This is a genomic window from Nonomuraea sp. bgisy101 (assembly GCF_057708945.1).
Genome location: NZ_JBYITD010000002.1, coordinates 339,463 through 363,296, shown reverse-complemented (window position 1 = coordinate 363,296; position 23,834 = coordinate 339,463). Strand labels below are relative to the sequence as shown.

Here is a 23,834-nt window from a genome sequence, read left to right as displayed (position 1 = left end):
GGGAAGCCGTTCCCTGACCCCCGAAGGCACGGGGTCAGGGTCGGGGGCGGGAGAGTTTGCGGGGGCTCGTGAGGAAGCCCCAGCCCCACGACATGTGCATCGCGGCGTACACGAACGGCAGCGCCGCCTTCGCGCGCCCGGGAAGACCGCTGCCCGTCAGCACGGACCCGCCGACGATCGCCAGCGCGTACCCTCCGGGGACGATCAGTCCCAGCGGGAAGACCGGCGACACCAGCAGCCCCAGCGCGATCGCCACGACCGCGGCGGGCGGGGCCAGGTAGCGGAGGTTGATCGTGCCCTCGTGGGTGCGGGCCACCACCCGCCGCCAGCGGCCGTAGTGGAAATACTGCTTGGCCAGCGCCTTGAGGTTGGGCCGCGGCCGGTAGGTGACACGCATCCGCGGCTGGAACCACACCAGGCCGCCCGTTTCGCGGATCCGGTGGTTCATCTCCCAGTCCTGGGCGCGCTGGAAGTGCTCGTCGTAGCCGCCGACCCTGGCCAGGGCGCTGCGTCTGAACACGCCGAGATAGACGGTGTCGGCGGGCCCCGCCGTACCTCCCACGTGGAAGGCGGCGGCGCCGACGCCGATCTTGGAGGTCATCGCGCGGGCGACGGCCTGCTCGAAGGGGGTGATGCCTTCGGCCGCCATGACGCCGCCGACGTTGTCGGCTCCGGTCTCCTCCAGGGTCTCGACCGCCACCTTGAGGTAGTCGTCAGGCAGCATGGCGTGCCCGTCGACCCTGGCGATGATCTCGTGGCGGGAGGCGCCGATGGCGGCGTTGAGCGCGTTGGGCGTGCGTCCTGTCGGGTTGGCCACCACGATCACCCTGGGGTCGGCCGCGGCGATCGCGTCGGCCACCTCCTGGGTGCGGTCATGGGAGGGCCCGACGGCGAGCACGACTTCGATGGGGCCTGGGTAGGCCTGGGCGAGGATCTGGGCGACGGCCTCGCGGAGGTGCCTTTCCTCGTTGAGGATCGGCATCACGACGGAGATCGCCGGCCAGGCGCGCGTCTGTGGGAACGCGGGCTGCGCGGGCGAGTCGGGGAACTGCTTCATGGCGGGGCTCACGCTACTGTACGACCAGGGGAGGAGGGCAATCCAAAGCCCGATTCCGGCGGCGTTTGGAGGGGGCACGGCATGCGCGACCCGGAGGAGGATGACGCGGGTGTGCACGTGGGTGGCGACGCTCCCGGAGGTGTCCGGCTCGCGGCCCGCCGTACTCCGCGCAAGCCGGGCCGTGGCGCGAGGGCGCGCAGGCGCAATCTGATCGTCTCGGGCTCCCTGTCGGCCGCCATCCTGGCGGGCACCGGCTGGGTGTGGGCCACGCCGCGGCAGATCGGCTCGGTCGACGCGGGGCTCGGCGCGGTCGAGCAGGCCCCACGGGGGGCGATGAACATCCTTCTGGTCGGTGTCGACAAGCGCGACGACCTGACCCGCAAGGAGCAGAACAGGCTCAAGCTGGGCCGCGAGGTCGGCGAGCGCACCGACACGATGATGGTGATCCACCTGTCGGAGGACCACCGCAAGGCGACGGTGGTGAGCCTGCCGCGCGACACCTGGACCACGATTCCCGGCAAGGGCCAGCACAAGATCAATTCTGCTTACCAGTTCGGCGGGGCCAAGCTGGCGGTCAAGACCGTTCAGCAGCTGACGGGGTTGCCGATCAGCAGGTACATCGAGGTGAACGTCCTCGGGTTCGTGGACGTGGTCGACAGGCTGGGCGGCGTGACCGTCTGCACTCCGGTGCCCATCAACGACCCGAAGACAGGGCTCGACCTGCGGGCGGGCACGCACAGGCTCGACGGCGCGAAGGCGCTCGGCTACGCCCGCACCAGGGCGACCGCCCGCTCCGACCTCGACAGGATCGACCGCCAGCAGCAGGTCATCTCGGCGATGCTGAAGGAGGCGCTGTCGAACCCCGCCAGCCTCATCTCCTTCGTCAACGCCTCGCTGGCGACGATCAAGGTGGATCCCGACGACGGGCTCGTGCCGCTGGTCGAGCAGCTCAAGGACGTCTCGCTGAACGACGTGAGGTTCGCAGGGGTACCGCTGGCGAACGTCGACTTCAAGACGCCGACGGGCGAGTCGGCCGTGTTGTGGGACAAGGAGCGGGCCGCCGACCTGTTCCGGCGGATCGCCGCCGACCAGGACCTGGCCAAACCCGCCCCGAAGCCGTCGCCCGTCCCCACGTTGAGCACGCGGACCGTGCCACCGGACCAGATCACGGTCAAGGTGCTGAACGGCACGCTGATCACCGGGCTCGGCGCGCGCACCAAGGCCGGCCTGGTCGCCTACGGGTTCAAGGTGCCGGACGAGCCGGGCAACACCGCCCGCAAGGACTTCGCGACGACGCTGGTGCGCCACGCTCCCGGCAAGGCCGAGGAGGCGAAGGTGGTGGCCGCGGCGATCCCTGGCGCGCAGCTGAAGGAGAGCGACGTCAAGGGCATCGAGGTCGTGATCGGGCAGGACCAGCCAAAGATCCGCAAACCCAAATCGGCCGCGACTCCGTCCGTCTCACCGTCACCCCAAGCGACCCCCACCACCCGCACCGCAAGCCAGAACATCTGCAAGAGAGAGGAATAAGTCTCCCTTTTTCGGGCAGAGGGAGAGACCACGAGCGGAGGTGGCTGAAAATGATGGTCAGGTCCTGGGCGGACGGTCGTTTCGCACTCCTCCAGGCGGTCGGTGACTTGGATCTGACGACAGCCCCCCGTCTGAGAGCCGAGATCGATGCCGTGCTGGCCACGGAGGAGCCGCACCTGGCGATCGACCTGACCGAGGTGCCGTTCTGCGACTCGGTCGGTCTCGGAGTGCTGGTCTCGACGCTGACACGGGTGCGGGAGCAGCACGGCAGGATGGTGCTGGTCGTGGGCGGCGGCATGATCCCCCATCTGCTGACGATCACGAACCTGGACCGCCACTTCGAGGTGACCGGCTCGATCGACGAGGCGCGTCAGGAGCTGGCGGCCTGAGCCTTGCCGCCGCCGAACGCCCTTCACTAGCATCGGCGACGCCTTCACGCAGGCGCGGGACTCCGCTGCCGAGCGCGACCCGCGACCACCGGAGGATGCCCGTATGAGGCTTGGCGTGATGTTCGACCGCGGTCTGCCGCCCGAGCGGCTCGTCCCGTTCGCGCAGACGCTCGACTCCGGGCTCGACTCGCGGATCGACGACCTCTGGGTGGTGGAGGACCTCGGCTGGACGGGCGGCCTCACCTCGGCCGCCGCCGCGCTCGCCAGTACCTCGCGGGTGAGGGTCGGCCTCGGCATCGCTCCGGCCCCGTTGCGCAACCCGATGCTGCTGGCCATGGAGTTCGCCAATCTGGCCAGGCTCTTCCCCGGGCGGTTCGTCGGCGGCGTCGGTCACGGCGTACAGGACTGGATGCGCCAGGTCGGCGCGGCGGCGCCCTCTCCCCTGGCGTTGCTGGAGGAGACGATCACCGCGGTGCGCGGGCTGCTGCGCGGCGAGAGCGTGACCGTGCACGGCAGGTCCGTCCACCTCGACGAGGTACGGCTGGTGCACCCGCCCGCCGTGGTGCCCCCGATCGTGGCGGGGGTGAAGAGCCCGCGTTCGCTGGCCCTGTCGGGCAGGGTGGCGCAGGGCACGATCCTCCCTGAGGGCATCGGCCCCGACTCGATCGGAGCGACGCTGGAGCGGATCTCCGCCCAGGACGAGCACGAGCTGATCGTCTTCACCCACCTGTGCGTAGGCGACTCCTCGGCGCTGGACGCGACGCGACAGGAAGTGGCCGCGTTCCTGGGCGTGGACCCGTCCGAGGTCTTCAACGCCGAGGGCACGCCCGAGCAGGCCGCCGACGCGGTCAAGGCGCTCTGGGCGGCTGGTGCGAGCACCGTCGTGCTGCGCCCGTTCGGCGACGATCCCCTCTCCCATGTCGAGCGGCTCCTGTCCGCCCTCTAGGGACGATCGGCCGATGGCGGATCGTCCACATGGCCGATAGCACCGCGGCCGATCGGCGTCACGATCGCTTACATGAAGCGGATGATCGCACTGGCCGCGGCGGGGCTCGTCACTCTGACCGCCTGCGGTTTCCAGCCCGACACGAAGGAACAGCACCAGGCCACGACCTTCCCCCACGCGGGCGGCACGTTGACCGTGCAGGCCAGGGTGGGCGACCTGCGCGTGGTTCCCGGCGACGCCTCGGGGGTGAAGGTCGAACGGTGGCTGCAGGGCACGGGCGGCGACCCTGGCAGGTCCACGTGGGCGCTCGAGAACGGCACGCTGTCGCTGCGCACCGACTGCACGGTCTTCTTCTCCACCTGCGGGGCGCGCTACACCGTGCACCTGCCGCCTGGGGTCAAGCTCGTCGTCGAGGGAGGGGACGAGCGGGTGACGCTGTCCGGCCTGGCCCAGGACGTCTCGGTGTCCACCACCGGTGGCGACATCCTCGCCGACGGCCTGTCGGGCGTGCTGCGGCTGCGCACGGGCGAAGGGCTCATCAGGTCGACGGCCACCCGTTCGGCCGACGTGCGGGCCAAGTCCCGCGACGGCGACATCAGGGTGCAGTTCGCCACGCCGCCCGGCAAGGTCGACACCCAGTCACGGGAGGGCGGCGTGGTGGTGACCGTGCCCCAGGGCGAGTACGGCATCACCGCGGAGAGCCGCAACGGCCGTGCCCGGTCGGAGTTCAAGGACGCGGGCAAGGCCGGCGTCAGGACCATCGTGGCCAGGAGCCTCGACGGAGACGTCAGGATCTCCAGGGCGTAGCAGGGGTCACGACGCACGTGACGAAGCCCTCGGGCCTGTCGGCGAAGCAGCCGGAGCCCTGGTCGACGGCTGCCCCGCCACCCGGATCGAGGAGACAAGGAGGGGGGTGGAGTCGATCTCCACGGAGACGTCTTGAGCGGTATCACGCTCGACGCCTGATACGTTCGCGCAGTCTCGACTTTGCGCTAGGGGGAGCAGATGGTGGAGATTCGACCGTTCCAGCCTTATGACCTGCCGGGCATGTACCGGGTGTGCCTGCAGACGGGGGACTCGGGCAAGGACGCCACCTCGCTGTACCACGACCCGGACCTGCTCGCCCACATCTACGCGGGCCCCTACCCCGTGGCCGACCCCGAGCTGAGCTTCGTCGCCGTGGACCAGCAGGGCGTGCTCGGCTACATCATCGCCACCGCCGACACCCTGGCCTTCGAGCACTGGATGGAGGAGCACTGGTGGCCAGGGCTGCGGGCGCGCTACCCGCGCGGGATGGCCGCCAACCCCGCCGACGGAACGCAGGACTGGTGGTGCGTCCAGCGGATCCACGACGCCAGGCCGACGCCCGACGAGCTCTACGACCGCTACCCCGCCCATCTCCACATCGACGTCCTGCCCAGGGGGCAGGGCGCGGGGGTGGGGCGGCAGCTGATGAAGACGCTGCTCGACGCGCTGCGGGTGCGGCGGGTTCCGGGCGTGCACCTGGGCGTGGGCGCGGGCAATCCTGGAGCTTTCGCGTTCTACCAGGCCATGGGCTTCAGCGTGATCCGGCCCGATTCCTGGGGCTCCACTATGGCGCGGCCTATTCTAGACGTGTAATATCCAGAATATGCGGATGAGCGAGGGCGTCGAGTGGGCGCTCCACAGCTGCCTCAACCTCTCGTGGATCGAGACGGGCGAGGCGATGACGGCAGCCAAGCTGGCCGCCTTCTACAGCCTGCCGACGGCGTACCTCAACAAGCAGCTCCAGTCGCTGGCGAAGGCCGGGATCCTGACCTCGACCTCGGGCCCGAGGGGAGGGTTCCGGTTGGCCCGCCCGCTCGACAAGATCACCCTGATGGACGTGGTCACCGCGATCGAGGGCGCCGAAGAGGCGTTCAGGTGCGAGCAGATCCTGCGGGAGGGCCCCGGCGGCAGCCCGCACGTCGACTACAGGGAGTCGTGCGTGATCGCGCAGGCGATGCGCAGGGCGGAGCTGGCCTGGCGGCACGAGCTGGCCGGTCAGACGCTGGCCGACATCAGGAAGACCGTCGAGGGCCGCTTCCCCGGGACGCCCGACAACACCCGGTCATGGTTCGCGAACCTGCGAACCTGATCGGTTCCTGGCAAAATTCTGGATATCGAACAGAGAGAATAGCGAGAATGTTGAACATCCACTTCCCCGGCGACGAGGGCTTCGAGCAGGCCACCCGGCCGTGGAACCTGGCCGTCCACCAGCCCGTCCGAGCGGTCGCCGAGGCGCACGACGCCGACGACGTCGCCGCAGCGGTCAAACTGGCCCGCGAGGCCGGGCTGGCCATCGCGGCCCAGCCCAGCGGGCACGGCGCCAGCGGCGACGTCGAGGGCGCGATCCTGCTGCGCACCCGCGGGCTGTCCACACTGGAGATCGACCCTGCCGCCAGGGTCGCGCGCGTCGGCGCCGGCGTCGCGTGGGGACAGGTGCAGGCGGCCGCGGGCGCGCACGGCCTGACCGGCCTGCCGGGCAGCTCCCCCGTCGTCACCGTCACCGGCTACACGCTGGGCGGCGGCCTGTCCTGGTTCTCCCGCGCGCACGGCTGGGCCTCCTCCAGCGTTCGCTCCTTCGACATCGTCGACGCCGAAGGGCGCTCGTCCACGGTGACGCGCGACGACGAGCTCTTCTGGGCTCTGCGCGGCGGCGGCGGGGACTTCGCCCTCGTGACGGCCATCGAGTTCGACCTCCACCCCGCCCCCGACCTGTACGGCGGGCGCGTCCTGTGGCCCGCCGAGCGCGCGCCCGAGGTGCTGGAGGCCTTCAAGGAGATCACCGCGACCGCGCCCGACGAGCTGACACTCTGGTTCGAGCTGCTGCAGTTCCCCGGCGCGCCGCCGTTCGTCGCCGTGGACTCCACCTACCTCGGGCAGGACGCGAGCCGGCTGCTCGCGCCGCTCGACAGGATCGGCGGGACGCTGTCCGACACCCGCGGGCGGATGCCGATCGCCGCGCTCGGGGACATCACCGGCGAGCCGACCGACCCGGGGCCCGGCGCGTCCAAGGCCCAGCTCATCGGCGACCTCGACGGGATCCTGGAGCGGCTCATGCCCATCGATCCGCTGATCAGCGTGCAGATCAGACATCTGGGCGGCGCGCTCGCCAGGCCGTCCGACAGCGCGGCGGGACAGCTCGACGACCCCTACCTGCTCTACCTGTTCGGCCTGCCGGGCGTCGAGGAGCGCCAGCAGGAGATCATCGACGGCGGGCGCAGGCCGTACACGTTCCTGTCCCGCGGGGAGAGCGCCGCCGACGCCTTCCCTGCCGAGACCCTGGAGCGGCTGCGCGACATCAAGCGCAGGCACGACCCCGACGGCCTGTTCCGCAGCAACTACCCCGTGCTCGGCGGAAACTGAGATGACGGGGGACCTGTCGCCTCTCTACGCTCGCCGGCATGAGACTGAACGTCGTCGACGTCGAGGCCACGTGCTGGGACGGCGAGCCGCCACCGGGGACGGTCAGCGAGATCATCGAGATCGGGCTGACCGTCGTCGACCTCGGCTCGCGTGAGCGGATCTCCCGCCACCGCATCCTGGTACGGCCGTCGCGCTCCACGGTCAGCGCCTTCTGCACCGAGCTGACCGGGCTCACCCAGGCCGAGGTCGACACGGGGGTCGGCTTCGCCGAGGCGTGCGGGATCCTGGCGGCCGAGCACGCGGCGGGGTCGCGACCGTGGGCGAGCTGGGGCGACTACGACCGCCACCAGTTCACCCGGCAGTGCGGCGCCACAGGGACGGCCTACCCGTTCGGGAACCGCCACACCAACGCCAAGGCGGTCTTCACCCAGGCGCACGGGCTGCGCAAGCGGCCGGGAATGGCGCAGGCCCTGCGGGTCGCGGGACTTCCTCTGGAGGGGCGGCACCACCGGGGCGAGGACGACGCGTGGAACATCGCCGCCCTGATACTCGATCTCGCGGCTCGGAGAGCCTGGCCCATGACCTGACCAGCATCCCCTCGTGGTGACTACACAGAGTGATCGATCAATCATACATTGTGACCTGGCGCCTACGGCTCCAGCTTGATCACTCTCTCGGAAAGGAATCTTCCGTGAAATTCATCGTCGCCACGCTCAGCCTCTCCCTCTTCTTCCTCGTCGGTCTCGTCTCGCCCGCCCAGGCCTCCGACAACCCGTCCTACGTCTGCACGACCGTTGACCTGTCGGACGACGGCGACCTGACCGGCATCCGCTGCAGGCCGAGCGGCGGCGCCCCCGCCACCGGGCCGATCGTCGGGCCGTTCGCCGTCTGGTCGCCGCTCCGGTTGCTGCAGATCATCATCTGCCACTCCGGGCAGGCGTACACCCCCGACGGGATCATCGGGACCGACTGCAGGAGCATCTTCTGAGCCACCCGGCTCCTCTCCCCCCGGCTCCCCCACGACCCCGTCGCGCTCAGCGGGACACCGACGCCGACGGGGAGTTCGAGACGAGGAAGGGAGCGAGAAGCCCGGGAACCGCCTCCTCGGCGAACCCGACGCCCTCGCCCACACCCACGTCCTTCACCCGATGAGCCCCCGCGGCCGTCGCCGCCGTCAGCGTCATCAACCCTCTGCGCCGCTGCGCGGGCGACCGGCCGACCACCCAGCCGATCACGCCGTCCTTCCGCAGCGCCACCGTCCTGCGTCGTGCCGCGCCGTGCCTGGTCACCAGGTACGGCCCCGCCAGCCCGTGACCGAGACTGCGATAGGCGTCAACGGCCAGCGGCAACGTCACCAGCAGGCTCGCGGGAGCGATCACCCACACCGCGTCGGGAATCCAGCTCAGCCACACGCCGAGCCAGGCCAGCGGCGGTGTCACTAGCGCGAGCGGCCACACCGCCCGGAACAGCCGCAGCCGCAGCGCCGCCCGCGGATGCGGACGCAACGACACCGTCAGCGCGGGCCCGCCGAGCACCTGCGCGGCCACCCGCAATGCCGTCACCCGCGGCGCGGGCGGCAGCAGCGTGGCAGACGTCCTCTCCTCGTCGTCGTCGGGGTCGACACCCGCGACCAGTGCCCGCAACCTGGCCCCGCCACCCCACCGCAGCGGAACCGGTTCGGCCATCTCCAGCCCGCGCAGCCGCGCCTCCTCCAGCGAGAGCGACCGCGTGCTGATCAGGCCGCGCCGTACCCGGTAGGTGCCGTCGGGTTCACGCGACAGGCTGAACCGCCACCACACCTCCACATACAGCCCCACCGCCCCCGCCAGGCCGATCACCGCGACGGCCAGGACGGCGAGCACGGCCACCAGCACGGGCGACGCCGTCGCCTCGCCCCAGAGGTCCCGCAGGAAGCCGACCTCTCCCGGCTCGACGCCGAAGATCTCCAGCACCCGGAAGAACGCGCCGAACGGGGCGAGCCCGATGAGCGGCGTCCAGCTGCTCAGCAGCGCGAACCCGATCCACCCAGGCCGCCACGTGGCCAGCGTGGACTCCGGCGGGGCCGTACCCCCCTTGTCGAGCAGCAGCGCCCGCAGCCGCTCGGCCCTGGCCGCGGCGAGCGCGTCCAGGCGCAGCCCCGCCTGCTGCTCGCCCGCGTCGACCCGCACCACCGCGAGACCCAGCAGCCGATGCGCGGGCCCGGCCGTGAGGTCGACGGCCCTGACGCGGTCACGCGGGATCGAGCGATGCCGCCTGAACAGCAGCCCCGACCGCAGTTCGACCCGATCGCCGGCGATCCGGTAGCGGGTGGTGGCGTACCGGATCGAGACGAGCACCCCGGCCCCGACGAGCACGGCCAGCAGCGTGAGCAGTGGGACGACGGTCCGGAGGCTCGGCCCCGCGATCGCGACGACGGCCACCGCGGGAATCGCGGGCCCGATCACGTAGCTCAGCCCAGCCCCGACGGTCCGCCGGTCGAGCCGCTCCCACCCCTCGCCCAGGGCGGGACGGCCCCCGTCGGCACGTCCCGCCCGGCTCAGGTCATGTCCGTCGGCACGTCCCGCATCCGGCCGGTCCACCGCGTCCTGACAATTCACCTCGCGTCTCCCGGAGCTGCCCGCGTCCTGACGGTTCGCGTCGCTTCTCCCGGAACTCCCCGCGTCCTGACGGTTCACGTCGCGTCTCCGGGAACGGCCTGTGTCCTTGCCGTCAGCCGCTCGACGAGGTCGGCGGCCAGCAGACGATCCAGGCCCTGGATCTTGATCGACCCCGCGGCCGAGGCCGTGGTGACCTTCACACCGGACAACCCGAAGATCTGCTGGAGCGGGCCGCGCACGGTGTCGACGGTCTGGATACGCGACATCGGCGCCACCCTCGCCTTGTGCCACACCCAGCCGGAGGCCGCGTAGACCGCGTCCTCGGTGGTCTCCCACCGGTGCACCCGGTAGCGCAGGCGTGGCATGGCCAGCACGTATGCCAGACCGGGCACCCCGATGACGGCCGCCGAGAGCAGCAGCCACTCCCGGGCGGGCGGGATCAGCAGACCCAGCAGGCCCAGCACGAGCACCGGAGGCACCACAGGGACCAGCGCCTGCGCCGTCCACCAGCGGACCGCCCTCGGGTCCATGGGATGCCGGGGTGGCCGGAGTTCGAGTCTCATCCTGTCTCCTTACAGCGCACAGCTTCTGGCCTCTCAGACCAAATTTTGACCGCCTGGCCAAAATTTAGCACAAGCGGCCATTCCCGTCCCCTTCGATGCGCCACTGGACAGCACACACACCCGGCTGCTCCCGCCGATGCCCACGTGGACCGCACCGCCCTCGATGGTCGTGCAGCCGCGCTCCCACCGGCGTGCCTGCCGGACCGGTTGCCCCCAGGCTCGGCCGTCCACGCGGGTTCGCGCGATGAGCCCCAAAGCAGGGGTCAGGGTCGGTTCGGGGTCGGGCCGGGGTGATCCCCGTCGAATCAGATGAGCTGGGCGGACAGACTCGAAGGGACTTGATCATCGCTTCCGAGTGGAGTTCCCCCATGCGCCGTTCCTTGGCCCTGTCCCTGGCCGCCGCCGCGACGTTCGGTGTCGTCGCCCCCGCGCAGGCCGCCACCGGCGGGCCCGCCACGGGCCTGGACCGTGCCGCCCTGCGCGAGGCGATCGCCGTGCGCCCGGACGACGGCGCCTCAGGTGTCGTGGCCGAGGTGCACAAGGACGGGCAGGCGTGGCGGGGTTCGTCCGGGGACGTCGTCACCGGTAAGCGCGTCAGCCGCGCCGCCCACTTCCGGATCGGCAGCATCAGCAAGTCGATGGACGCGGTGATCCTGCTCCAGCTGTCCGCCGAGGGCCGGGTGGACCTGGACCAGAGCGTCCAGCACTACCTGCCCGGGCTGTTGCCGGAGGACCGGTTCAAGGAGCCGATCAGCGTACGGCAGCTGCTCAACCACACCAGCGGCCTGCCCCATGAGCTCGAGGGCGCCCCGGCCACCTCCCCGGACGAGGAGATCGAGCGCCGCCTCGACTACGTCACCTTCGACGAGGCGATCCAGCGGACGCTCCACCCCGAGGGCCGGCCGGCTCCAGGACCGCGCTCTCGCCCCGGCACCCGGCAGGAGTACAACTCCTTCGGCTACCGCGTCGCCGGCAAGCTCATCGAGGAGATCACCGGGCACCCGTACCAGTACGAGGTGACCACCCGCATCCTCAAGCCGCTGAAGATGCGGGAGACCAGGGCCGCCGTGCCGGGCCGCAGCATGGCCGTGCCCCGGCCGTACCTGCCCGGCTACCTGACGAGGAGCAGTGGCGAGCCGGTCGACGTCAACGTGCAGGGCGGGCTGCCCGCCAGCATGACCTCCACGACGGGTGACCTGGACCGCTTCATCTCCGGCCTGTTCGACGGCCGGCTGCTGCGCCCGGCACAGGCCGCGGAGCTGTTCGCCGTGCCGAAGGGCGCCGACGGCAAGCCGCTGCCGTACGCCGACGACTCCAACTGCAACACCGGCCCCGGCAAGGGTACGGCCTGCTTCAGCGTCGGCCTGACGTACGTGCCCTTGCCCGACGGCTCGCTCCTGTGGGGCAAGACGGGCTCCGACCCGGGTTACCGGAGCGGCGTCTTCGCCTCCCGTGACCTCGGCCGGCGCGCGGTCTACTCGATGGGCACCTCGTCCTCCGGCAACAACGGCGCACCGGCAGTGGCCCAGCGCCTGCTCCTCGCCGCCCTCGGCAACTGAAAGGCCGGACCGACCGCAATCCCACGTGCGGCCGCGGTCGGTGGTGATCGTCGAGGGGGCCTCGTGGTCGAGGATCTCCTCGACGACGCGCGCGCCTGGCACCCGTTTCCCGGCCAGAGCGCTCGATCAGATTCCAGACGCCGTCGACGTGCGCAAGGCACCTTCGTGGCGGTTCATGGCTCCGAAGCCAGGATCACGGAACGGGAACCCACGTCGAGATCCACCCCACAGCGCGAAACCCGGTCCCCTCACCGAAAGGAGCCGGGTTTCCGCAGTTCATCCCCTACTTCAGGAGCTGCCTGGCCATGACCATGCGCTGGATCTGGTTGGTGCCCTCGTAGATCTGGGTGATCTTGGCGTCGCGCATCATGCGCTCCACCGGGAACTCGCGCGTGTAGCCGTATCCGCCCAGCAGCTGCACCGCGTCCGTGGTGATCTCCATCGCGGCGTCCGACGCGGCGCACTTGGCGGCACTGGACAGGAACGTGAGGTCCTTCTGGGGCCGGCCGTGCATCGCCAGCTCCGACTTGGCCGCGGCGTGGTAGGTGAGCTGGCGGGCGGCCTCCAGCTTCATCCCCATGTCCGCGATCATGAACTGCAGGCCCTGGAAGTCGGCGATCGCCTTGCCGAACTGCTTCCGCTCCTTGACGTAGCCGATGGCGTAGTCGAGGGCGCCCTGGGCGATGCCCAGCGCCTGGGCGGCGATGGTGACGCGGGTGTGGTCGAGGGTCGCCAGTGCGGTCTTGAAGCCGGTCCCTGGAGCGCCGATCATGCGGGACGCCGGGATGCGGACGTCCTCGAGGATGACCTGGCGGGTGGGCGACGCCTTGATGCCGAGCTTCTTCTCCTTGGGCCCGAAGGAGACGCCCTCGTCCGACTTCTCCACGACGAAGGCGGAGATGCCGCGCGCGCCCGCGCTGGGGTCGGTGACGGCCATGACCGTGTAGTACTCCGAGACGCCCGCGTTCGTGATCCACATCTTGACGCCGTTGAGGACGTAGTGGTCGCCGTCGAGGACGGCGCGGGTCTTCATGGCGGCCGCGTCGGATCCGGCCTCGGGCTCGGACAGCGCGTAGGAGAACATCGCCTCGCCCGTGGCGACGGGCGTGAGGTAGCGCGTCTTCAGCTCGTCCGAGGCCGACAGCAGGAGGGGGACGGTGCCGAGCTTGTTCACGGCGGGGATCAGCGAGGAGGAGGCGCAGGCGCGGGCGACCTCCTCGATGACGATGACCGCGGCGAGCGCGTCGCCTCCCGCACCGCCGTACTCCTCGGGGACGTGGATCGCGTGCAGGTCAGCAGCCACGAGCGACTTGTAGACGTCCCACGGGAACTCCTCGCGCTCGTCGGCCTCGGCGGCGCGGGGCGCGATCTTCTCATCGGCGAGGGCACGGACGGTCTCGCGGAGCATCTCGTGCTCCTCGGTGAGGGCGTAGGTCATACCCGAATACTAGGACGTCCAAGCATCTTGTTACCAGCGGGTACGGTTTCTCGGTTTACCCAGGTGGCACAGTGGAAGTTACGGGTACCGGTAACATGCCTTGGCGATGAAAGGAGCTGACTCGTGCCATATCGCCTTACGGTGATCGGAACCGGGTATCTGGGCATCACTCACGCGGCCTGCATGGCGGACCTCGGGTTCGAGGTTCTCGGCCTCGACATCGATCCTGACAAGATCCGTCGCCTGCAGAACGGCGAGCTGCCGATCCACGAACCCGGGTTGCAAGAGATCCTGAGGCGAGGGCTCGCGTCGGGGCGGCTGCGCTTCACGACCTCCTACGAGGAGGCGGGCGCGTTCGGCGACGTCCACTTCCTCTGCCTGGGCACGCCGCAGAAGCAGGGTGAGTACGCCGCGGACGTCTCCTACCTCGACGCGGCCGTCGAGTCGCTCGCGCCGTACCTGGAGCGGGAGTGCCTGGTCGTCGGCAAGTCGACCGTCCCCGTCGGCACCGCGGCCCGCCTGGCCGCCAAGCTCGCGCGGCTGTCTCCTGTCAACGCGGCGGCCGAGCTGGCGTGGAACCCCGAGTTCCTGCGCGAGGGCTTCGCTGTGCAAGACACGTTGAAGCCCGACCGCATCGTGGTCGGCGTCGCCTCCGAGCACGCGGAGAAGATCCTGCGGGAGGTCTACGAGCCGCTCGGCGACATCCCGATGGTGGTGACCGACTACCCGACGTCCGAGCTGGTCAAGAGCGCGGCCAACGCCTTCCTCGCGACCAAGATCTCCTTCATCAACGCCATGGCCGAGGTGTGCGAGGCGTCCCACGCGGACGTCCAGCAGCTGTCGAGGGCGCTGTCGTTCGACGACAGGATCGGCGGGCGCTTTCTCAACCCCGGGCTCGGGTTCGGCGGCGGATGCCTGCCCAAGGACATCCGCGCGTTCATGGCGCGGGCGGGCGAGCTGGGCGCCGACCAGGCGCTGACGTTCCTGCGCGAGGTCGACGCGATCAACATGCGCCGCAGGGCGCGCATGGTGGACCTGGCGAGGGAACTGGCCGGCGGCTCGTTCCGCGGATGCACGGTCGGCGTGTTGGGCGCCGCCTTCAAGCCGAACTCCGACGACATCCGCGACTCTCCCGCGCTCGACGTCGCCGTGACGATCGTGCAGCAGGGCGGGAAGGTCACCGTCTACGACCCGATCGCGCTGGACAACGCCCGCAAGGCGCACCCCGAGCTCTCCTACGGCAGCTCGGCGCTGGACGCGGTACGCGGCGCGCACGTGGTGCTGCTGCTGACCGAATGGCAGGAGTTCGTGGAGCTGGACCCGGAGGAGCTGGGCGAGGCGGTCGTCACCCGCAAGATCGTCGACGGGCGTAACGCGCTGAACTCCGAGGCGTGGCGCTCGGCGGGCTGGCACTACCGCGCTCTCGGCCGGCCGTAGCCGCTGCCCGTCGTTCCCGGCGCGGCGGGCCGCCCAGCCCACCGCGCCGGACCAGCCCACCGCGCGCGTGCCGGGCGCCCGACCCACCGCGCCGGACCAGCCCACCGCGCGCGTGCCGGGCGCCTGACCCACCGTGCGCGTGCACGGCCGGCCCTCAAACCGGGCCGGCCGTCAAACCGGGCCGCCCGCCACACGCAGCGCGCTAGCGCCCCAGTTCGGCCGCCTCGGCGCGCAGCTTCTCGCCCTTGGCCTGGGCCTGCTCGCGCAGCGTCTCCTGGAAGGCCTCCATCCGCCCGCGCAACCCCTCGTCGGAGGCGGCCAGGATGCGGACGGCCAGCAGGCCCGCGTTGCGTGCCCCGCCGACGGCGACCGTCGCCACGGGTACGCCCGCGGGCATCTGCACGATCGACAGCAGGGAGTCCATGCCGTCGAGGTACTTCAGCGGAACCGGCACGCCGATCACCGGCAGCGGAGTGACCGAGGCCAGCATGCCGGGCAGGTGCGCCGCCCCGCCGGCGCCCGCGATGATCACCTTGAGGCCGCGCGGCGCGGCCTGCCTGCCGTACTCGATCATCTCGATCGGCATGCGGTGCGCGGAGACCACGTCGGCTTCGAACTGCACGCCGAACTCGGCCACCGCCTCCGCGGCCAGCTTCATGACCGGCCAGTCGGAGTCGCTGCCCATCACGATGCCGATCATGTGTACTCCCCTGTGGTGAGGTAGACGGCCGCGTGCTTGGCACGGGCTCTGGCGTCGTCGAGGTCGGTGCCGAGCACGGTCACGTGGCCGATCTTGCGTCCCGGCCGCACCTCCTTGCCGTAGAAGTGCATCTTGACGCCGGGGTCGTGAGCCATCACGTGCTCGTAGCGCTTGAAGATGGCGGGGTCGTCACCGCCGAGGAGGTTGACCATGACGACGTACGGCGCGGTGAGCGAGGGCGAGCCGAGCGGCAGGTCGAGCACGGCCCGCAGGTGCTGCTCGAACTGGGAGGTACGGGCGCCCTCGATGGTCCAGTGGCCGCTGTTGTGGGGCCGCATGGCCAGCTCATTGACCACGAGGCCGTCGGCGGTCTCGAACATCTCCACCGCCAGCAGCCCGGTCACGCCCAGCTCGTCGGCGATCTTGAGCGCGATGCGCTGGGCCTGGGCGGCGTCCTCGGGGTCGAGGCCGGGCGCGGGGGCGAGGACCTCGACGCAGATGCCGTTCTCCTGGACGGTCTCCACCACCGGGTAGCTGACGCCCTGGCCGTGAGGCGAGCGGGCGACCAGCACGGCCAGCTCGCGCTGGAACGGCACGAACGCCTCGGCCAGCAGCGGGATGCCGGTCGCGACGACCTCGGCGGCCTCGCTCCTGTCGTCGCACACCCAGACGCCGCGGCCGTCGTAGCCGCCTCTGATCGCCTTCAGCACGACGGGCCAGCCGTTCTCGGCGGCGAACGCCTCGACGTCGGCGACCGTCTCCACGGCCCGCCACGCGGGGCACGGCGCGCCGAAGGCGGTCAGCCGCCTGCGCATCTCCGCCTTGTCCTGGGCGTGAACCAGCGCGTCCGCTCCGGGATGCACCTGGACGCCCTCGTCGGTCAGCGCCCCGATGTGCTCGGTGGGGACGTGCTCGTGGTCGAAGGTGACGGCGTCGCAGCCTGCGGCGAAGTCGCGCAGGACGGCGAGGTCACGGTAGTCGCCGAGCCTGGTGTCGACGATCACCTTGGCGGCGCTCTCGTCCTGCGTGTTGGCCAGGACCCGCAGCTCGATCCCGAGCGGGATGGCGGCCTGCTGCATCATGCGGGCCAACTGGCCCGCGCCGACAACGCCCACCACGGGGCCGACATGCGAAGAGGTACTGCTCACGTGCCCGAAGCATACCGGCAGGCGAGCTGTTCCCATCCGGCGGACGGGCTGATCCGCCGGGCAGGGCTGGGCGGCCGTTCCGGGTCGCCTCACAGCACGACCGCCCAGCGCGTACTCCGTCCGGCGTGCTCAGCCGCCCGATCGGATGCGGATGGGACGGCGCTCCGCCCGGCCTCTCGCGGGAGTCCGGCACGCGTCGCCCAGGGTGACGGCCGTCCGTCGCGAGCCCCCCGACCCCGCGACCTGCGTCAGCGTAACGGCCATCGAGCCGCTCTACCCGCCATAAGACGATATTTCTAGAAATGCTGGTTGAGTGGGTGCGATGCGTGGCGTTCTGGGCCGCTTCGCAGGGTCTTCGCGCCCGTGCCGTGCCCCTTGACCGGTAGCCTGGTGTCGTCGGACCTGTTCAAAGGTGCGGCAGGTGAACGCGGAAAGGAACGTGCAGGAGACGTGGAGTTCCTCAGACGCGCCTACAACCGGTTCGTCCACATGGTTCACGAGCTGGCGAAGTTCGGGACGATCGGCGGCATCGCCTTCTTCCTGGACATGGGCGCGACGAACCTCTTCAGGTTCGGATTCGGCTGGGGCCCGCTGATCTCGGCGGTCCTGGCCACCTGCATCTCCGCGACGTTCGCGTACCTGGGCAACCGCTACTGGACGTTCCGGCACAGGGAGCAGAGCGGGCTGGCCAGGGAGTACGCGCTGTTCTTCCTGCTCAACGGGATCGGGCTGCTGATCGCGCTGATCTTCATCGGGTTCACGACCTACACGCTGGGCCTGCACGACCCGGTGAGCTACAACATCGCCAAGATCGTCGGCGTCGGTTTCGGCACGCTGTTCCGGTTCTGGTCCTACAAGCGGTGGGTCTTCCTCGCCCCCGAGGACCCGCCCGTCGAGCCCGCCACCGGTCTCCCCGAGACCGTCCCCTCCCGCAGGCGCTAGCCGGCCGACCGGCGGGACTATCCGCGCGTGGCGCCGGACAGGCGGGACCGCAGGTCCGCCAGGCCTGGACCGGCCAGCTGCGGCAGGGCGGCCCGACGCTCGGTCAGCAGGAGCAGGATCGCCGCGATCGGCCCCTCCACCCGCGACCCTCGCCCCACGGACCAGGAACAGTCGGTGGCGACGAGTTCGAGGCCGTCCAGCTTCCGCTGAGCGTGGAAGGGCCCTCTCATCGTCCAGACCCGCGTCGCCGCGGCCTCGGCGGGCCGCGCGGGCATGGGCCGCTCCCGGCCGAGCGGGATCGCGATGTCCTGCCCGTGCACGAGGACGTCGATGAGCGGCTCGAGATCGCTGATGCCGGGCACCTTCTTCCGCGACCCGACCATCTCCCGCAGCAGCACGCCGTACTGCCGCACGGGCAGCGCGGCCTGCCGTATGGCGGTGTCGCGGATCATGCGGTTGAGGTCTCCACGAGCTCTCAGCAGCTCGACCACCGCCGTCAGCGGGCGGATGTGGGCCAGCGTCAGGTGGGCCGCGACGTCGCGCACCCGCCAGCCCTCGCACAGGCTGGGCGTCTCCCACTCCTGCTCGGACAGGTCGTCGAGGAGGTCCGCGAGCCCTGACCGTTCGCGGTCGATCGCCTGCCACACCTCATCGCGGTCCATCCCGGCCTCCCGCCGTCCGCAACTTGGTACGATGATGGAACTATTTTGGTTCGATAATCTGTCCAACGTCAAGGGGCGTTTCGTGAGCGAGGACGAGCTGAACCTCGGCGTGCTGTGCTTCATCCCCTACCGCGCCATGGAGACCAGGGTCATGGAGGCGCTGGCCGAGGCCGGGTTCGACGACATCACGCCCGCCCAGAGCCGGGTCTTCCAGCGGATCGGCCCGCACGGCACGCGCGTGAGCGAGCTGGCCGAGCAGGCCAGGGTGAGCAAGCAGACGACCACGTTCCTCGTGGACCAGCTCGAACGGGCCGGCTACGTGGAGCGGGTGCAGGATCCGACCGACGCCAGGGCGAGGCTGGTGCGGATCGCGGCGCGCGGTCACGCGGCCGGTGCGGTCGCCAGGGTGATCGAGGCCGAGGTCGAGGCCGAGTGGACGCGGCACCTCGGCAAGCGGGACGCCGGCCACCTGCGCCGAGCCCTCACCCGCCTCCGCGAGATAACCGACCCCTACCGTTGACGGTTCAGGCGGGGCCGGTCACCACGCGGCGGCGGCTCGGGTTGTCGGCGGGGCGCAGGAAGATGGCGAACACCGCGGGCCTGCGGCGCACGAGTTCGAGCCGTCCGCCGTCGGCGGCGGCCAGCGCGCGGGCGAGGGTGAGGCCGAGGCCGGTGCCGCCGCCGCCGCTGACGTTGCGTTCGAAGACCTTGGGGGCGATCTCGTCGGAGATGCCGGGGCCTTCGTCGGCCACCTCGATGACGACGTAGTTGTCGCTGCTGCTCGTCGACACGGACACGGCGCCGCCGCCGTGCTGGATGGAGTTCTCCAGGAGGGACGCGACGACCTGGCCGAGGCCGCCGCCGGTGGCCAGGGCCTTGAGTCCGCGGGCGCCGTCGAGGGAGACGGAACGGCCCGCGCGGCGGAAGGCGGGCTCCCACTCGGTGACCTGCTGGACGAGGACCTCGTCGACGGAGATCGGCTCGGCCTGGGCGATGCGCTGGCGGCGCGCGGCGGCCAGAAGCTCGTCGATGACCGCGGTGAGGCGTTCGGCCTGGACGATGGCGGCCTCGCCCTCCTCGCGAACGATCGCGGGGTCGTCCGAGGCGGCGACGATCTCCTCCAGACGCATGGTGAGCCCGGTCAGCGGGGTGCGCAGCTGGTGCGAGGCGTCGGTGGCGAACTCGCGCTCGCGCGTGATCAGGTCGGCGATGCGCGTGGCGCTGCGGTCGAGCACCTCGGCGACACGGTCGAGCTCGGGAATGCCGTAGCGGTGCTTGCTCGGCCTCGCGTCTCCCGAGCCCAGCCGATCAGCGATCTTGGCCAGGTCGAGGAGGGGGAGGGTGAGCCGGCGGGACTGCACGATGGCGAGACCCACCGCGACCGCGAGAGCCGCGGCGGCCAGTGCCACGATGAGGAGCAGGCGAGCGCGTACGTCCCGCTCGACCTGATCCTTGTCGCGGCTCACCCTGACGTAGATGCCGCTGTCCGACTTGGCCTCCTCGTGCATGGAGTGGCCGGACGGCGGGGAGGCGCCGACGACGGTCGCCGTCGGCGGGTTGCCGTTCACATAGATCTGGATGTATCGGTCCGGATACTTCTGTTTGAGCTGTTGCGGATCGAGTGGAGTCTCCTGAATGCGGGCGTATTCCACCTCACCCACGAGGCGGGTCGCCTCCGCCCTCAGTTGCTGGTTGGCGTCCTCGACGATCAGGCGGCTGACCACCACGCCCAGGGGCACCCCGAGCAGGAGGACGGCGATGACCGCGACGACCAGGGTGGAGGAGAGTAGGCGGCGGCGCACTGCCTACTCTCGCTCGAATCGGAAGCCGACTCCCCTGACGGTGGTGATGTAGCGCGGCTTGGCGGCGTCGTCGCCGAGCTTGCGCCTGAGCCAGGAGATATGCATGTCCAGGGTCTTGGTGGAGCCCCACCAGTTGGTGTCCCAGACTTCGCGCATGATCTGTTCGCGGGTGACCACCTTGCCGGCGTCGCGCACGAGGACGCGCAGTAGGTCGAACTCCTTGGTCGTCAGATGGAGCTCCTTCTCGCCCATCCATGCGCGACGGGAGTCGGCGTCGATACGGACGCCCTGGACCACAGGGGTCTCCGAGGTGCCGCGCCGTAGGAGCGCTCTGACGCGAGCGAGGAGTTCGGCGAGGCGGAACGGCTTGGTGACGTAGTCGTCGGCACCGGCGTCGAGACCGACGACGGTGTCGACCTCGTCGACGCGTGCGGTGAGGATGAGCACCGGCGTGCCGTGCCCTTCGGCGCGGATCCGGCGGGCGACCTCGAGGCCGTCCATCTCGGGCAGGCCTAGGTCGAGAACGATGAGGTCGATGCCTCCCGACAGAGCCCTCTCGAGGGCCTGCGGGCCGTCGGGGCTCACCTCAACCTGGTAGCCCTCACGGCGCAGGGCGCGCGCGAGTGGCTCGGAAATCGAGGTGTCATCCTCGGCGAGAAGTACGCAGGTCATGAAGCGATCGTAGGACCTTAGGCGATCGTTTCCCGGGCACAGCGCGCGGTTTGACTCGCGTTTGACCTATCTATTGACCTGGGCAAACGCTGATAAATGACGGCTAGTGCGAATTTAATGCCCCACACATTGCCGGGCCCTCAGCGTCCGCTGTTTCCTCTGCTACGGCAAGCCCCCGCCAGGCCACCGTGGTCACCGCCGGCCGCCCGTCAAGCACGCCACTCCAGCGGACTCCGGTTCTCGCCGCTACATCGTCCGAGAATCGCCCACTTTGTCGAAAGCTTTGCCATCCGGGCAGCGAAACGCCCGCCGGAACGGATGTCACGGCGGGCGACCCACGGCGTGCTACTCGGACGGAGGCTCTGCGTAGCGGGCGAGGTACAGCTGCTCGCCCAGGCTCTGGATGAGCCCCAGCTCCGTCTCCAGGTAGTCGATGTGGTGCTCCTCGTCCTCGAGGATGTCCTCGAAGAGGCGCGCCGAGGTCGTGTCGCCCTTCTCGCGCATCAGCTTGATGCCCGGCTTGAGCCGGTCGACCACGCTCAACTCGACCTCGAGGTCGGCCCTGAGCTGCTCCTCGACGGTCTGGCCGATGTGGAGGGTGCCGAGCCGCTGGTAGTTGGGCAGGCCTTCGAGAAAGAGAATGCGATCCGTGAGCCGCTCGGCGTGGCGCATCTCGTCGATGGACTCCTCGCGCGTGTGCTTGGCCAGTCTGGTGTAGCCCCAGTTCTCCTGCATCTTCGCGTGGAGGAAGTACTGGTTGATAGCGGTGAGCTCCGCGGTCAGCTGCTCGTTGAGCAGCTCGATGATCTGCTTGTCGCCCTGCATTGAACTGGGCTCCTCGTGCTATGCGGTCGGAATCAAGTCCTCTGACCGCTTCAGGATCGCACAGATCTTCCGCACGCAAGAGGCACAGTCCGCCCCGGCGCCCGTGGTGTCGCGGATCTGCCGCGCGCTCTTGGCGCCCGCGGCGATGCAGTCGTGGACCTCGTTCTCGGTCACGGCGCGGCAGACGCATACGTACATCGGGGAGACAGACCTCTCGCAGGAACGGCACTTAAAAGGTTAGGCACACCTAAGATAACCCATGATGGTTAGGCTTGCCTATGTGGAGTGCGACACAGGCATAAATCACCCACGAGGGGACATTGCTCCCTCGGGATAGGTTTCGCTGGGTAGCAGGACGGCTACGGATCAGGATCCGGTCACGCTTTCCCCAAGCATGCCGCGCCGGGCGCGCCGACGCGTCCGCCCCCGGTCGCACGTCCGCGCGGCGGCCGTGCGCCTCCGGATGGGGGCGCCACTCCCTCCGGAGGCGTACGCGGGGCTCCTAGAAGGAGGGGCTCTCCGCGCCGATGGTGGTGGAGTTGCCGTGGCCGGTGTGCACGACGGTCTCGTGCGGCAGCACCAGCAACCTGGTCCTGATCGACTCGACGAGCGTCTCCCTGGAGGAGAACGACCGACCCGTCGCGCCGGGCCCGCCCTCGAACAGCGTGTCGCCGGTGAAGACCGCGCCCAGCTCGGGCGCGTAGAGGCACACCGCGCCCGGCGCGTGGCCAGGCGTGTGGATGACCTGGAGCTCCACGCCGCCCGACGCCAGCTTCTGGCCGTCCTCCAGCGGCGTGTACCGCACGTCGTCGCCGTACTCCATCTCCCACAGCACCTGGTCGGCGGGGTGCAGCAGGATCGGCGCGCCGGTCAGCTCCGACAGGGCGGCGGCCGCGTTGATGTGGTCGTTGTGCGCGTGGGTGCACACGATCGCGGCGACGGTCCTGCCGCCCACCCGCTCGGCGATCTTCTCGGCGGAGTGGGCGGCATCGATGACGATCACCGAGCGCGCGTCGCCGACCAGCCAGACGTTGTTGTCGACGTCCCACGTGCCGCCGTCGAGGGAGAACGTGCCCGAGGTGACGACCCTGTCGATCACAGCGTCACCACCGAACGCAGGACCTCGCCCCTGTGCATCCTGGCGAAGGCATCCTCGACCTGGCCGAGCGAGATCGTCTCCGACACGAACTTGTCGAGCGGGAGCCTGCCCTGCAGGAAGAGGTCGATCAGCATGGGGAAGTCGCGTGAGGGCAGGCAGTCGCCGTACCAGGAGGACTTGAGCGCGCCCCCGCGGCCGAAGACGTCCAGCAGCGGCAGTTCCAGCTCCATCGCCGGCGTGGGGACGCCCACGAGGACGACGACGCCCGCCAGGTCACGAGCGTAGAAGGCCTGCTTGTAGGTCTCGGGGCGGCCGACCGCCTCGATGACGACGTCGGCGCCGAACCCGCCGGTCAGCGCGCGGATCGCGGCGACGGGGTCCTGCTCGCCCGCGTTCACGACGTCGGTGGCGCCGAAGTCGCGGGCCCAGGCCAGCTTGCGGTCGTCGACGTCCACCGCGATGATCTTCACGGCTCCGGCGAGCGAGGCGCCGAGGACGGCCGCGTCGCCGACACCGCCGCAGCCGATGACGGCCACCGTGTCGCCTCGCGAGACGTTGCCCGTGTTGAGCGCGGCGCCCAGGCCCGCCATCACGCCGCAGCCGAGCAGGCCGGCGACCTCGGGCGGGGCCTCGGCGGAGACCTTGGTGCACTGGCCCGCCGCGACCAGCGTCTTCTCGATGAAGGCGCCGATGCCGAGCGCGGGGCTGAGCTCTGTGCCGTCCTTCAACGTCATCTTCTGTGTGGCGTTGTGGGTGGCGAAGCAGTACCAGGGCCGGCCGCGCAGGCAGGCGCGGCAGTTGCCGCAGACCGCGCGCCAGTTGAGGATCACGTAGTCGCCCGGCGCCACCTCGGTGACCCCCTCGCCGACCGCCTCGACGACACCCGCCGCCTCGTGGCCGAGCAGGAACGGGAAGTCGTCGTTGATCCCGCCCTCCCGGTAGTGGAGGTCGGTGTGGCAGACGCCGCACGCCTTCACGGCCACGACCGCCTCGCCCGGCCCCGGGTCCGGCACGAGTACGGTCTCGACGGAGACATCCTGGCCCTTACCTCGGGCGATGACGCCCTGGACTTCGTACGGCATGC

26 protein-coding genes are annotated in these 23,834 nt (G+C 70.3%); 13 read left to right on the top strand and 13 right to left on the bottom strand.

The genetic code is table 11. From position 1 onward, the window contains the following. Positions 1-34: 34 nt before the first annotated feature. Complete coding sequence (locus AC3EO4_RS05275) at positions 35-1,057, bottom strand: glycosyltransferase family 2 protein (protein WP_379571168.1); 1,023 nt, start codon at positions 1,055-1,057, stop codon at positions 35-37. An 81-nt stretch (positions 1,058-1,138) separates the two neighbouring features. Here AC3EO4_RS05275 and AC3EO4_RS05270 point away from each other — a divergent pair, with 81 nt between their 5' ends. From AC3EO4_RS05270 to AC3EO4_RS05230, 9 genes are all read left to right on the top strand, one after another. Then, on the top strand, positions 1,139-2,584 hold the full coding sequence (locus AC3EO4_RS05270; protein ID WP_379571166.1) for an LCP family protein: 1,446 nt from the start codon (positions 1,139-1,141) through the stop codon (positions 2,582-2,584). 50 nt (positions 2,585-2,634) lie between these two features. Next, positions 2,635-2,973 carry an STAS domain-containing protein gene (locus AC3EO4_RS05265; protein WP_379571164.1) on the top strand — a complete coding sequence of 113 codons (339 nt, stop codon included), beginning with the start codon at positions 2,635-2,637 and terminating at the stop codon, positions 2,971-2,973. 103 nt (positions 2,974-3,076) lie between these two features. Beyond that, the gene (locus AC3EO4_RS05260; protein ID WP_379571162.1) at positions 3,077-3,919 is read left to right on the top strand and encodes an LLM class flavin-dependent oxidoreductase; all 843 of its coding nucleotides are present in this window, start codon (positions 3,077-3,079) and stop codon (positions 3,917-3,919) included. A 72-nt stretch (positions 3,920-3,991) separates the two neighbouring features. Beyond that, positions 3,992-4,726 carry a DUF4097 family beta strand repeat-containing protein gene (locus AC3EO4_RS05255; RefSeq protein WP_379571160.1) on the top strand — a complete coding sequence of 245 codons (735 nt, stop codon included), beginning with the start codon at positions 3,992-3,994 and terminating at the stop codon, positions 4,724-4,726. A gap of 198 nt (positions 4,727-4,924) precedes the next feature. Beyond that, on the top strand, positions 4,925-5,539 hold the full coding sequence (locus tag AC3EO4_RS05250) for a GNAT family N-acetyltransferase (protein ID WP_379571158.1): 615 nt from the start codon (positions 4,925-4,927) through the stop codon (positions 5,537-5,539). 16 nt (positions 5,540-5,555) lie between these two features. Next, positions 5,556-6,035: an RrF2 family transcriptional regulator gene (locus AC3EO4_RS05245; RefSeq protein ID WP_379571156.1), complete on the top strand. Its 480-nt coding sequence runs from the start codon at positions 5,556-5,558 to the stop codon at positions 6,033-6,035. A 47-nt stretch (positions 6,036-6,082) separates the two neighbouring features. Then, the gene (locus AC3EO4_RS05240; protein ID WP_379571154.1) at positions 6,083-7,306 is read left to right on the top strand and encodes an FAD-binding oxidoreductase; all 1,224 of its coding nucleotides are present in this window, start codon (positions 6,083-6,085) and stop codon (positions 7,304-7,306) included. 38 nt (positions 7,307-7,344) lie between these two features. Next, the gene (locus AC3EO4_RS05235) at positions 7,345-7,893 is read left to right on the top strand and encodes a 3'-5' exonuclease (RefSeq protein WP_379571152.1); all 549 of its coding nucleotides are present in this window, start codon (positions 7,345-7,347) and stop codon (positions 7,891-7,893) included. 104 nt (positions 7,894-7,997) lie between these two features. After that, positions 7,998-8,294, top strand: coding sequence for a hypothetical protein (locus tag AC3EO4_RS05230; protein WP_379571150.1), 297 nt, complete (start codon positions 7,998-8,000; stop codon positions 8,292-8,294). Between the two features lie 46 nt (positions 8,295-8,340). On the opposite strand, the gene AC3EO4_RS05225 is transcribed toward AC3EO4_RS05230, so the two are convergent. Beyond that, on the bottom strand, positions 8,341-9,903 hold the full coding sequence (locus AC3EO4_RS05225; protein ID WP_431894039.1) for a PH domain-containing protein: 1,563 nt from the start codon (positions 9,901-9,903) through the stop codon (positions 8,341-8,343). Between the two features lie 74 nt (positions 9,904-9,977). Then, a complete protein-coding gene (locus tag AC3EO4_RS05220) occupies positions 9,978-10,466 on the bottom strand; it encodes a PH domain-containing protein (RefSeq protein ID WP_379571146.1) in 489 nt (162 codons plus the stop codon). A 368-nt stretch (positions 10,467-10,834) separates the two neighbouring features. Here AC3EO4_RS05220 and AC3EO4_RS05215 point away from each other — a divergent pair, with 368 nt between their 5' ends. Continuing rightward, positions 10,835-12,025 (top strand): serine hydrolase domain-containing protein, encoded by a 1,191-nt coding sequence (locus tag AC3EO4_RS05215; protein ID WP_431894037.1) that lies wholly within the window; start codon positions 10,835-10,837, stop codon positions 12,023-12,025. A gap of 283 nt (positions 12,026-12,308) precedes the next feature. Here AC3EO4_RS05215 and AC3EO4_RS05210 read toward each other — a convergent pair whose 3' ends face one another. Then, positions 12,309-13,463 (bottom strand): acyl-CoA dehydrogenase family protein, encoded by a 1,155-nt coding sequence (locus tag AC3EO4_RS05210; RefSeq protein WP_379571142.1) that lies wholly within the window; start codon positions 13,461-13,463, stop codon positions 12,309-12,311. Positions 13,464-13,586: 123 nt separating this feature from the next. On the opposite strand from AC3EO4_RS05210, the gene AC3EO4_RS05205 reads away from it, so the two are divergent. Continuing rightward, the gene (locus AC3EO4_RS05205) at positions 13,587-14,900 is read left to right on the top strand and encodes a UDP-glucose dehydrogenase family protein (RefSeq protein WP_379571140.1); all 1,314 of its coding nucleotides are present in this window, start codon (positions 13,587-13,589) and stop codon (positions 14,898-14,900) included. Positions 14,901-15,102: 202 nt separating this feature from the next. On the opposite strand, the gene purE is transcribed toward AC3EO4_RS05205, so the two are convergent. Together purE and AC3EO4_RS05195 are read right to left on the bottom strand one after the other, a co-directional pair. Next, entirely contained in the window at positions 15,103-15,600 is a 498-nt protein-coding gene (gene purE / locus AC3EO4_RS05200; RefSeq protein ID WP_431894036.1) for a 5-(carboxyamino)imidazole ribonucleotide mutase, read from the bottom strand. Beyond that, positions 15,597-16,748: a 5-(carboxyamino)imidazole ribonucleotide synthase gene (locus AC3EO4_RS05195; protein ID WP_379571136.1), complete on the bottom strand. Its 1,152-nt coding sequence runs from the start codon at positions 16,746-16,748 to the stop codon at positions 15,597-15,599. The genes purE and AC3EO4_RS05195 overlap by 4 nt, the downstream gene beginning before the upstream one ends. 450 nt (positions 16,749-17,198) lie before the next feature. Between AC3EO4_RS05195 and AC3EO4_RS05190 the strand changes: the two genes are divergently transcribed. Then, positions 17,199-17,690, top strand: a complete 492-nt coding sequence (locus AC3EO4_RS05190) for a GtrA family protein (RefSeq protein ID WP_379571134.1) — start codon at positions 17,199-17,201, stop codon at positions 17,688-17,690. Between the two features lie 17 nt (positions 17,691-17,707). Here the strand turns inward: AC3EO4_RS05190 and AC3EO4_RS05185 are convergent, their stop codons facing one another. Next, positions 17,708-18,352, bottom strand: a complete 645-nt coding sequence (locus tag AC3EO4_RS05185; RefSeq protein ID WP_431894034.1) for a maleylpyruvate isomerase family mycothiol-dependent enzyme — start codon at positions 18,350-18,352, stop codon at positions 17,708-17,710. 82 nt (positions 18,353-18,434) lie between these two features. Here AC3EO4_RS05185 and AC3EO4_RS05180 point away from each other — a divergent pair, with 82 nt between their 5' ends. Continuing rightward, a complete protein-coding gene (locus AC3EO4_RS05180) occupies positions 18,435-18,872 on the top strand; it encodes a MarR family winged helix-turn-helix transcriptional regulator (RefSeq protein WP_379571130.1) in 438 nt (145 codons plus the stop codon). Between the two features lie 4 nt (positions 18,873-18,876). On the opposite strand, the gene AC3EO4_RS05175 is transcribed toward AC3EO4_RS05180, so the two are convergent. The 6 genes from AC3EO4_RS05175 to AC3EO4_RS05150 form a co-directional block, all read right to left on the bottom strand. Continuing rightward, entirely contained in the window at positions 18,877-20,154 is a 1,278-nt protein-coding gene (locus tag AC3EO4_RS05175; RefSeq protein ID WP_379571128.1) for an ATP-binding protein, read from the bottom strand. Positions 20,155-20,157: 3 nt separating this feature from the next. Continuing rightward, on the bottom strand, positions 20,158-20,826 hold the full coding sequence (locus AC3EO4_RS05170) for a response regulator transcription factor (RefSeq protein ID WP_043620820.1): 669 nt from the start codon (positions 20,824-20,826) through the stop codon (positions 20,158-20,160). A 345-nt stretch (positions 20,827-21,171) separates the two neighbouring features. Then, positions 21,172-21,651 (bottom strand): bacterioferritin, encoded by a 480-nt coding sequence (bfr, locus tag AC3EO4_RS05165; RefSeq protein WP_379571126.1) that lies wholly within the window; start codon positions 21,649-21,651, stop codon positions 21,172-21,174. A gap of 18 nt (positions 21,652-21,669) precedes the next feature. After that, on the bottom strand, positions 21,670-21,849 hold the full coding sequence (locus tag AC3EO4_RS05160; RefSeq protein ID WP_379571124.1) for a (2Fe-2S)-binding protein: 180 nt from the start codon (positions 21,847-21,849) through the stop codon (positions 21,670-21,672). Between the two features lie 304 nt (positions 21,850-22,153). Next, entirely contained in the window at positions 22,154-22,750 is a 597-nt protein-coding gene (locus tag AC3EO4_RS05155) for an MBL fold metallo-hydrolase (RefSeq protein ID WP_431894031.1), read from the bottom strand. Next, positions 22,747-23,832, bottom strand: a complete 1,086-nt coding sequence (locus tag AC3EO4_RS05150; protein ID WP_431894029.1) for an S-(hydroxymethyl)mycothiol dehydrogenase — start codon at positions 23,830-23,832, stop codon at positions 22,747-22,749. Before AC3EO4_RS05150 ends, AC3EO4_RS05155 begins: the two co-directional genes overlap by 4 nt. Between the last annotated feature and the right edge of the window lie 2 nt (positions 23,833-23,834).

What these genes read in the sequence shown, in the direction of transcription:
- AC3EO4_RS05275 (WP_379571168.1), bottom strand. Translation starts at nt 1,057, where the DNA reads ATGAAGCAGTTCCCCGACTCGCCCGCGCAGCCCGCGTTCCCACAGACG.
- AC3EO4_RS05270 (WP_379571166.1), top strand. Translation starts at nt 1,139, where the DNA reads ATGCGCGACCCGGAGGAGGATGACGCGGGTGTGCACGTGGGTGGCGAC.
- AC3EO4_RS05265 (WP_379571164.1), top strand. Translation starts at nt 2,635, where the DNA reads ATGATGGTCAGGTCCTGGGCGGACGGTCGTTTCGCACTCCTCCAGGCG.
- AC3EO4_RS05260 (WP_379571162.1), top strand. Translation starts at nt 3,077, where the DNA reads ATGAGGCTTGGCGTGATGTTCGACCGCGGTCTGCCGCCCGAGCGGCTC.
- AC3EO4_RS05255 (WP_379571160.1), top strand. Translation starts at nt 3,992, where the DNA reads ATGAAGCGGATGATCGCACTGGCCGCGGCGGGGCTCGTCACTCTGACC.
- AC3EO4_RS05250 (WP_379571158.1), top strand. Translation starts at nt 4,925, where the DNA reads ATGGTGGAGATTCGACCGTTCCAGCCTTATGACCTGCCGGGCATGTAC.
- AC3EO4_RS05245 (WP_379571156.1), top strand. Translation starts at nt 5,556, where the DNA reads ATGAGCGAGGGCGTCGAGTGGGCGCTCCACAGCTGCCTCAACCTCTCG.
- AC3EO4_RS05240 (WP_379571154.1), top strand. Translation starts at nt 6,083, where the DNA reads ATGTTGAACATCCACTTCCCCGGCGACGAGGGCTTCGAGCAGGCCACC.
- AC3EO4_RS05235 (WP_379571152.1), top strand. Translation starts at nt 7,345, where the DNA reads ATGAGACTGAACGTCGTCGACGTCGAGGCCACGTGCTGGGACGGCGAG.
- AC3EO4_RS05220 (WP_379571146.1), bottom strand. Translation starts at nt 10,466, where the DNA reads ATGAGACTCGAACTCCGGCCACCCCGGCATCCCATGGACCCGAGGGCG.
- AC3EO4_RS05215 (WP_431894037.1), top strand. Translation starts at nt 10,835, where the DNA reads ATGCGCCGTTCCTTGGCCCTGTCCCTGGCCGCCGCCGCGACGTTCGGT.
- AC3EO4_RS05210 (WP_379571142.1), bottom strand. Translation starts at nt 13,463, where the DNA reads ATGACCTACGCCCTCACCGAGGAGCACGAGATGCTCCGCGAGACCGTC.
- purE (WP_431894036.1), bottom strand. Translation starts at nt 15,600, where the DNA reads ATGATCGGCATCGTGATGGGCAGCGACTCCGACTGGCCGGTCATGAAG.
- AC3EO4_RS05185 (WP_431894034.1), bottom strand. Translation starts at nt 18,352, where the DNA reads ATGGACCGCGATGAGGTGTGGCAGGCGATCGACCGCGAACGGTCAGGG.
- AC3EO4_RS05170 (WP_043620820.1), bottom strand. Translation starts at nt 20,826, where the DNA reads ATGACCTGCGTACTTCTCGCCGAGGATGACACCTCGATTTCCGAGCCA.
- bfr (WP_379571126.1), bottom strand. Translation starts at nt 21,651, where the DNA reads ATGCAGGGCGACAAGCAGATCATCGAGCTGCTCAACGAGCAGCTGACC.
- AC3EO4_RS05160 (WP_379571124.1), bottom strand. Translation starts at nt 21,849, where the DNA reads ATGTACGTATGCGTCTGCCGCGCCGTGACCGAGAACGAGGTCCACGAC.
- AC3EO4_RS05150 (WP_431894029.1), bottom strand. Translation starts at nt 23,832, where the DNA reads ATGCCGTACGAAGTCCAGGGCGTCATCGCCCGAGGTAAGGGCCAGGAT.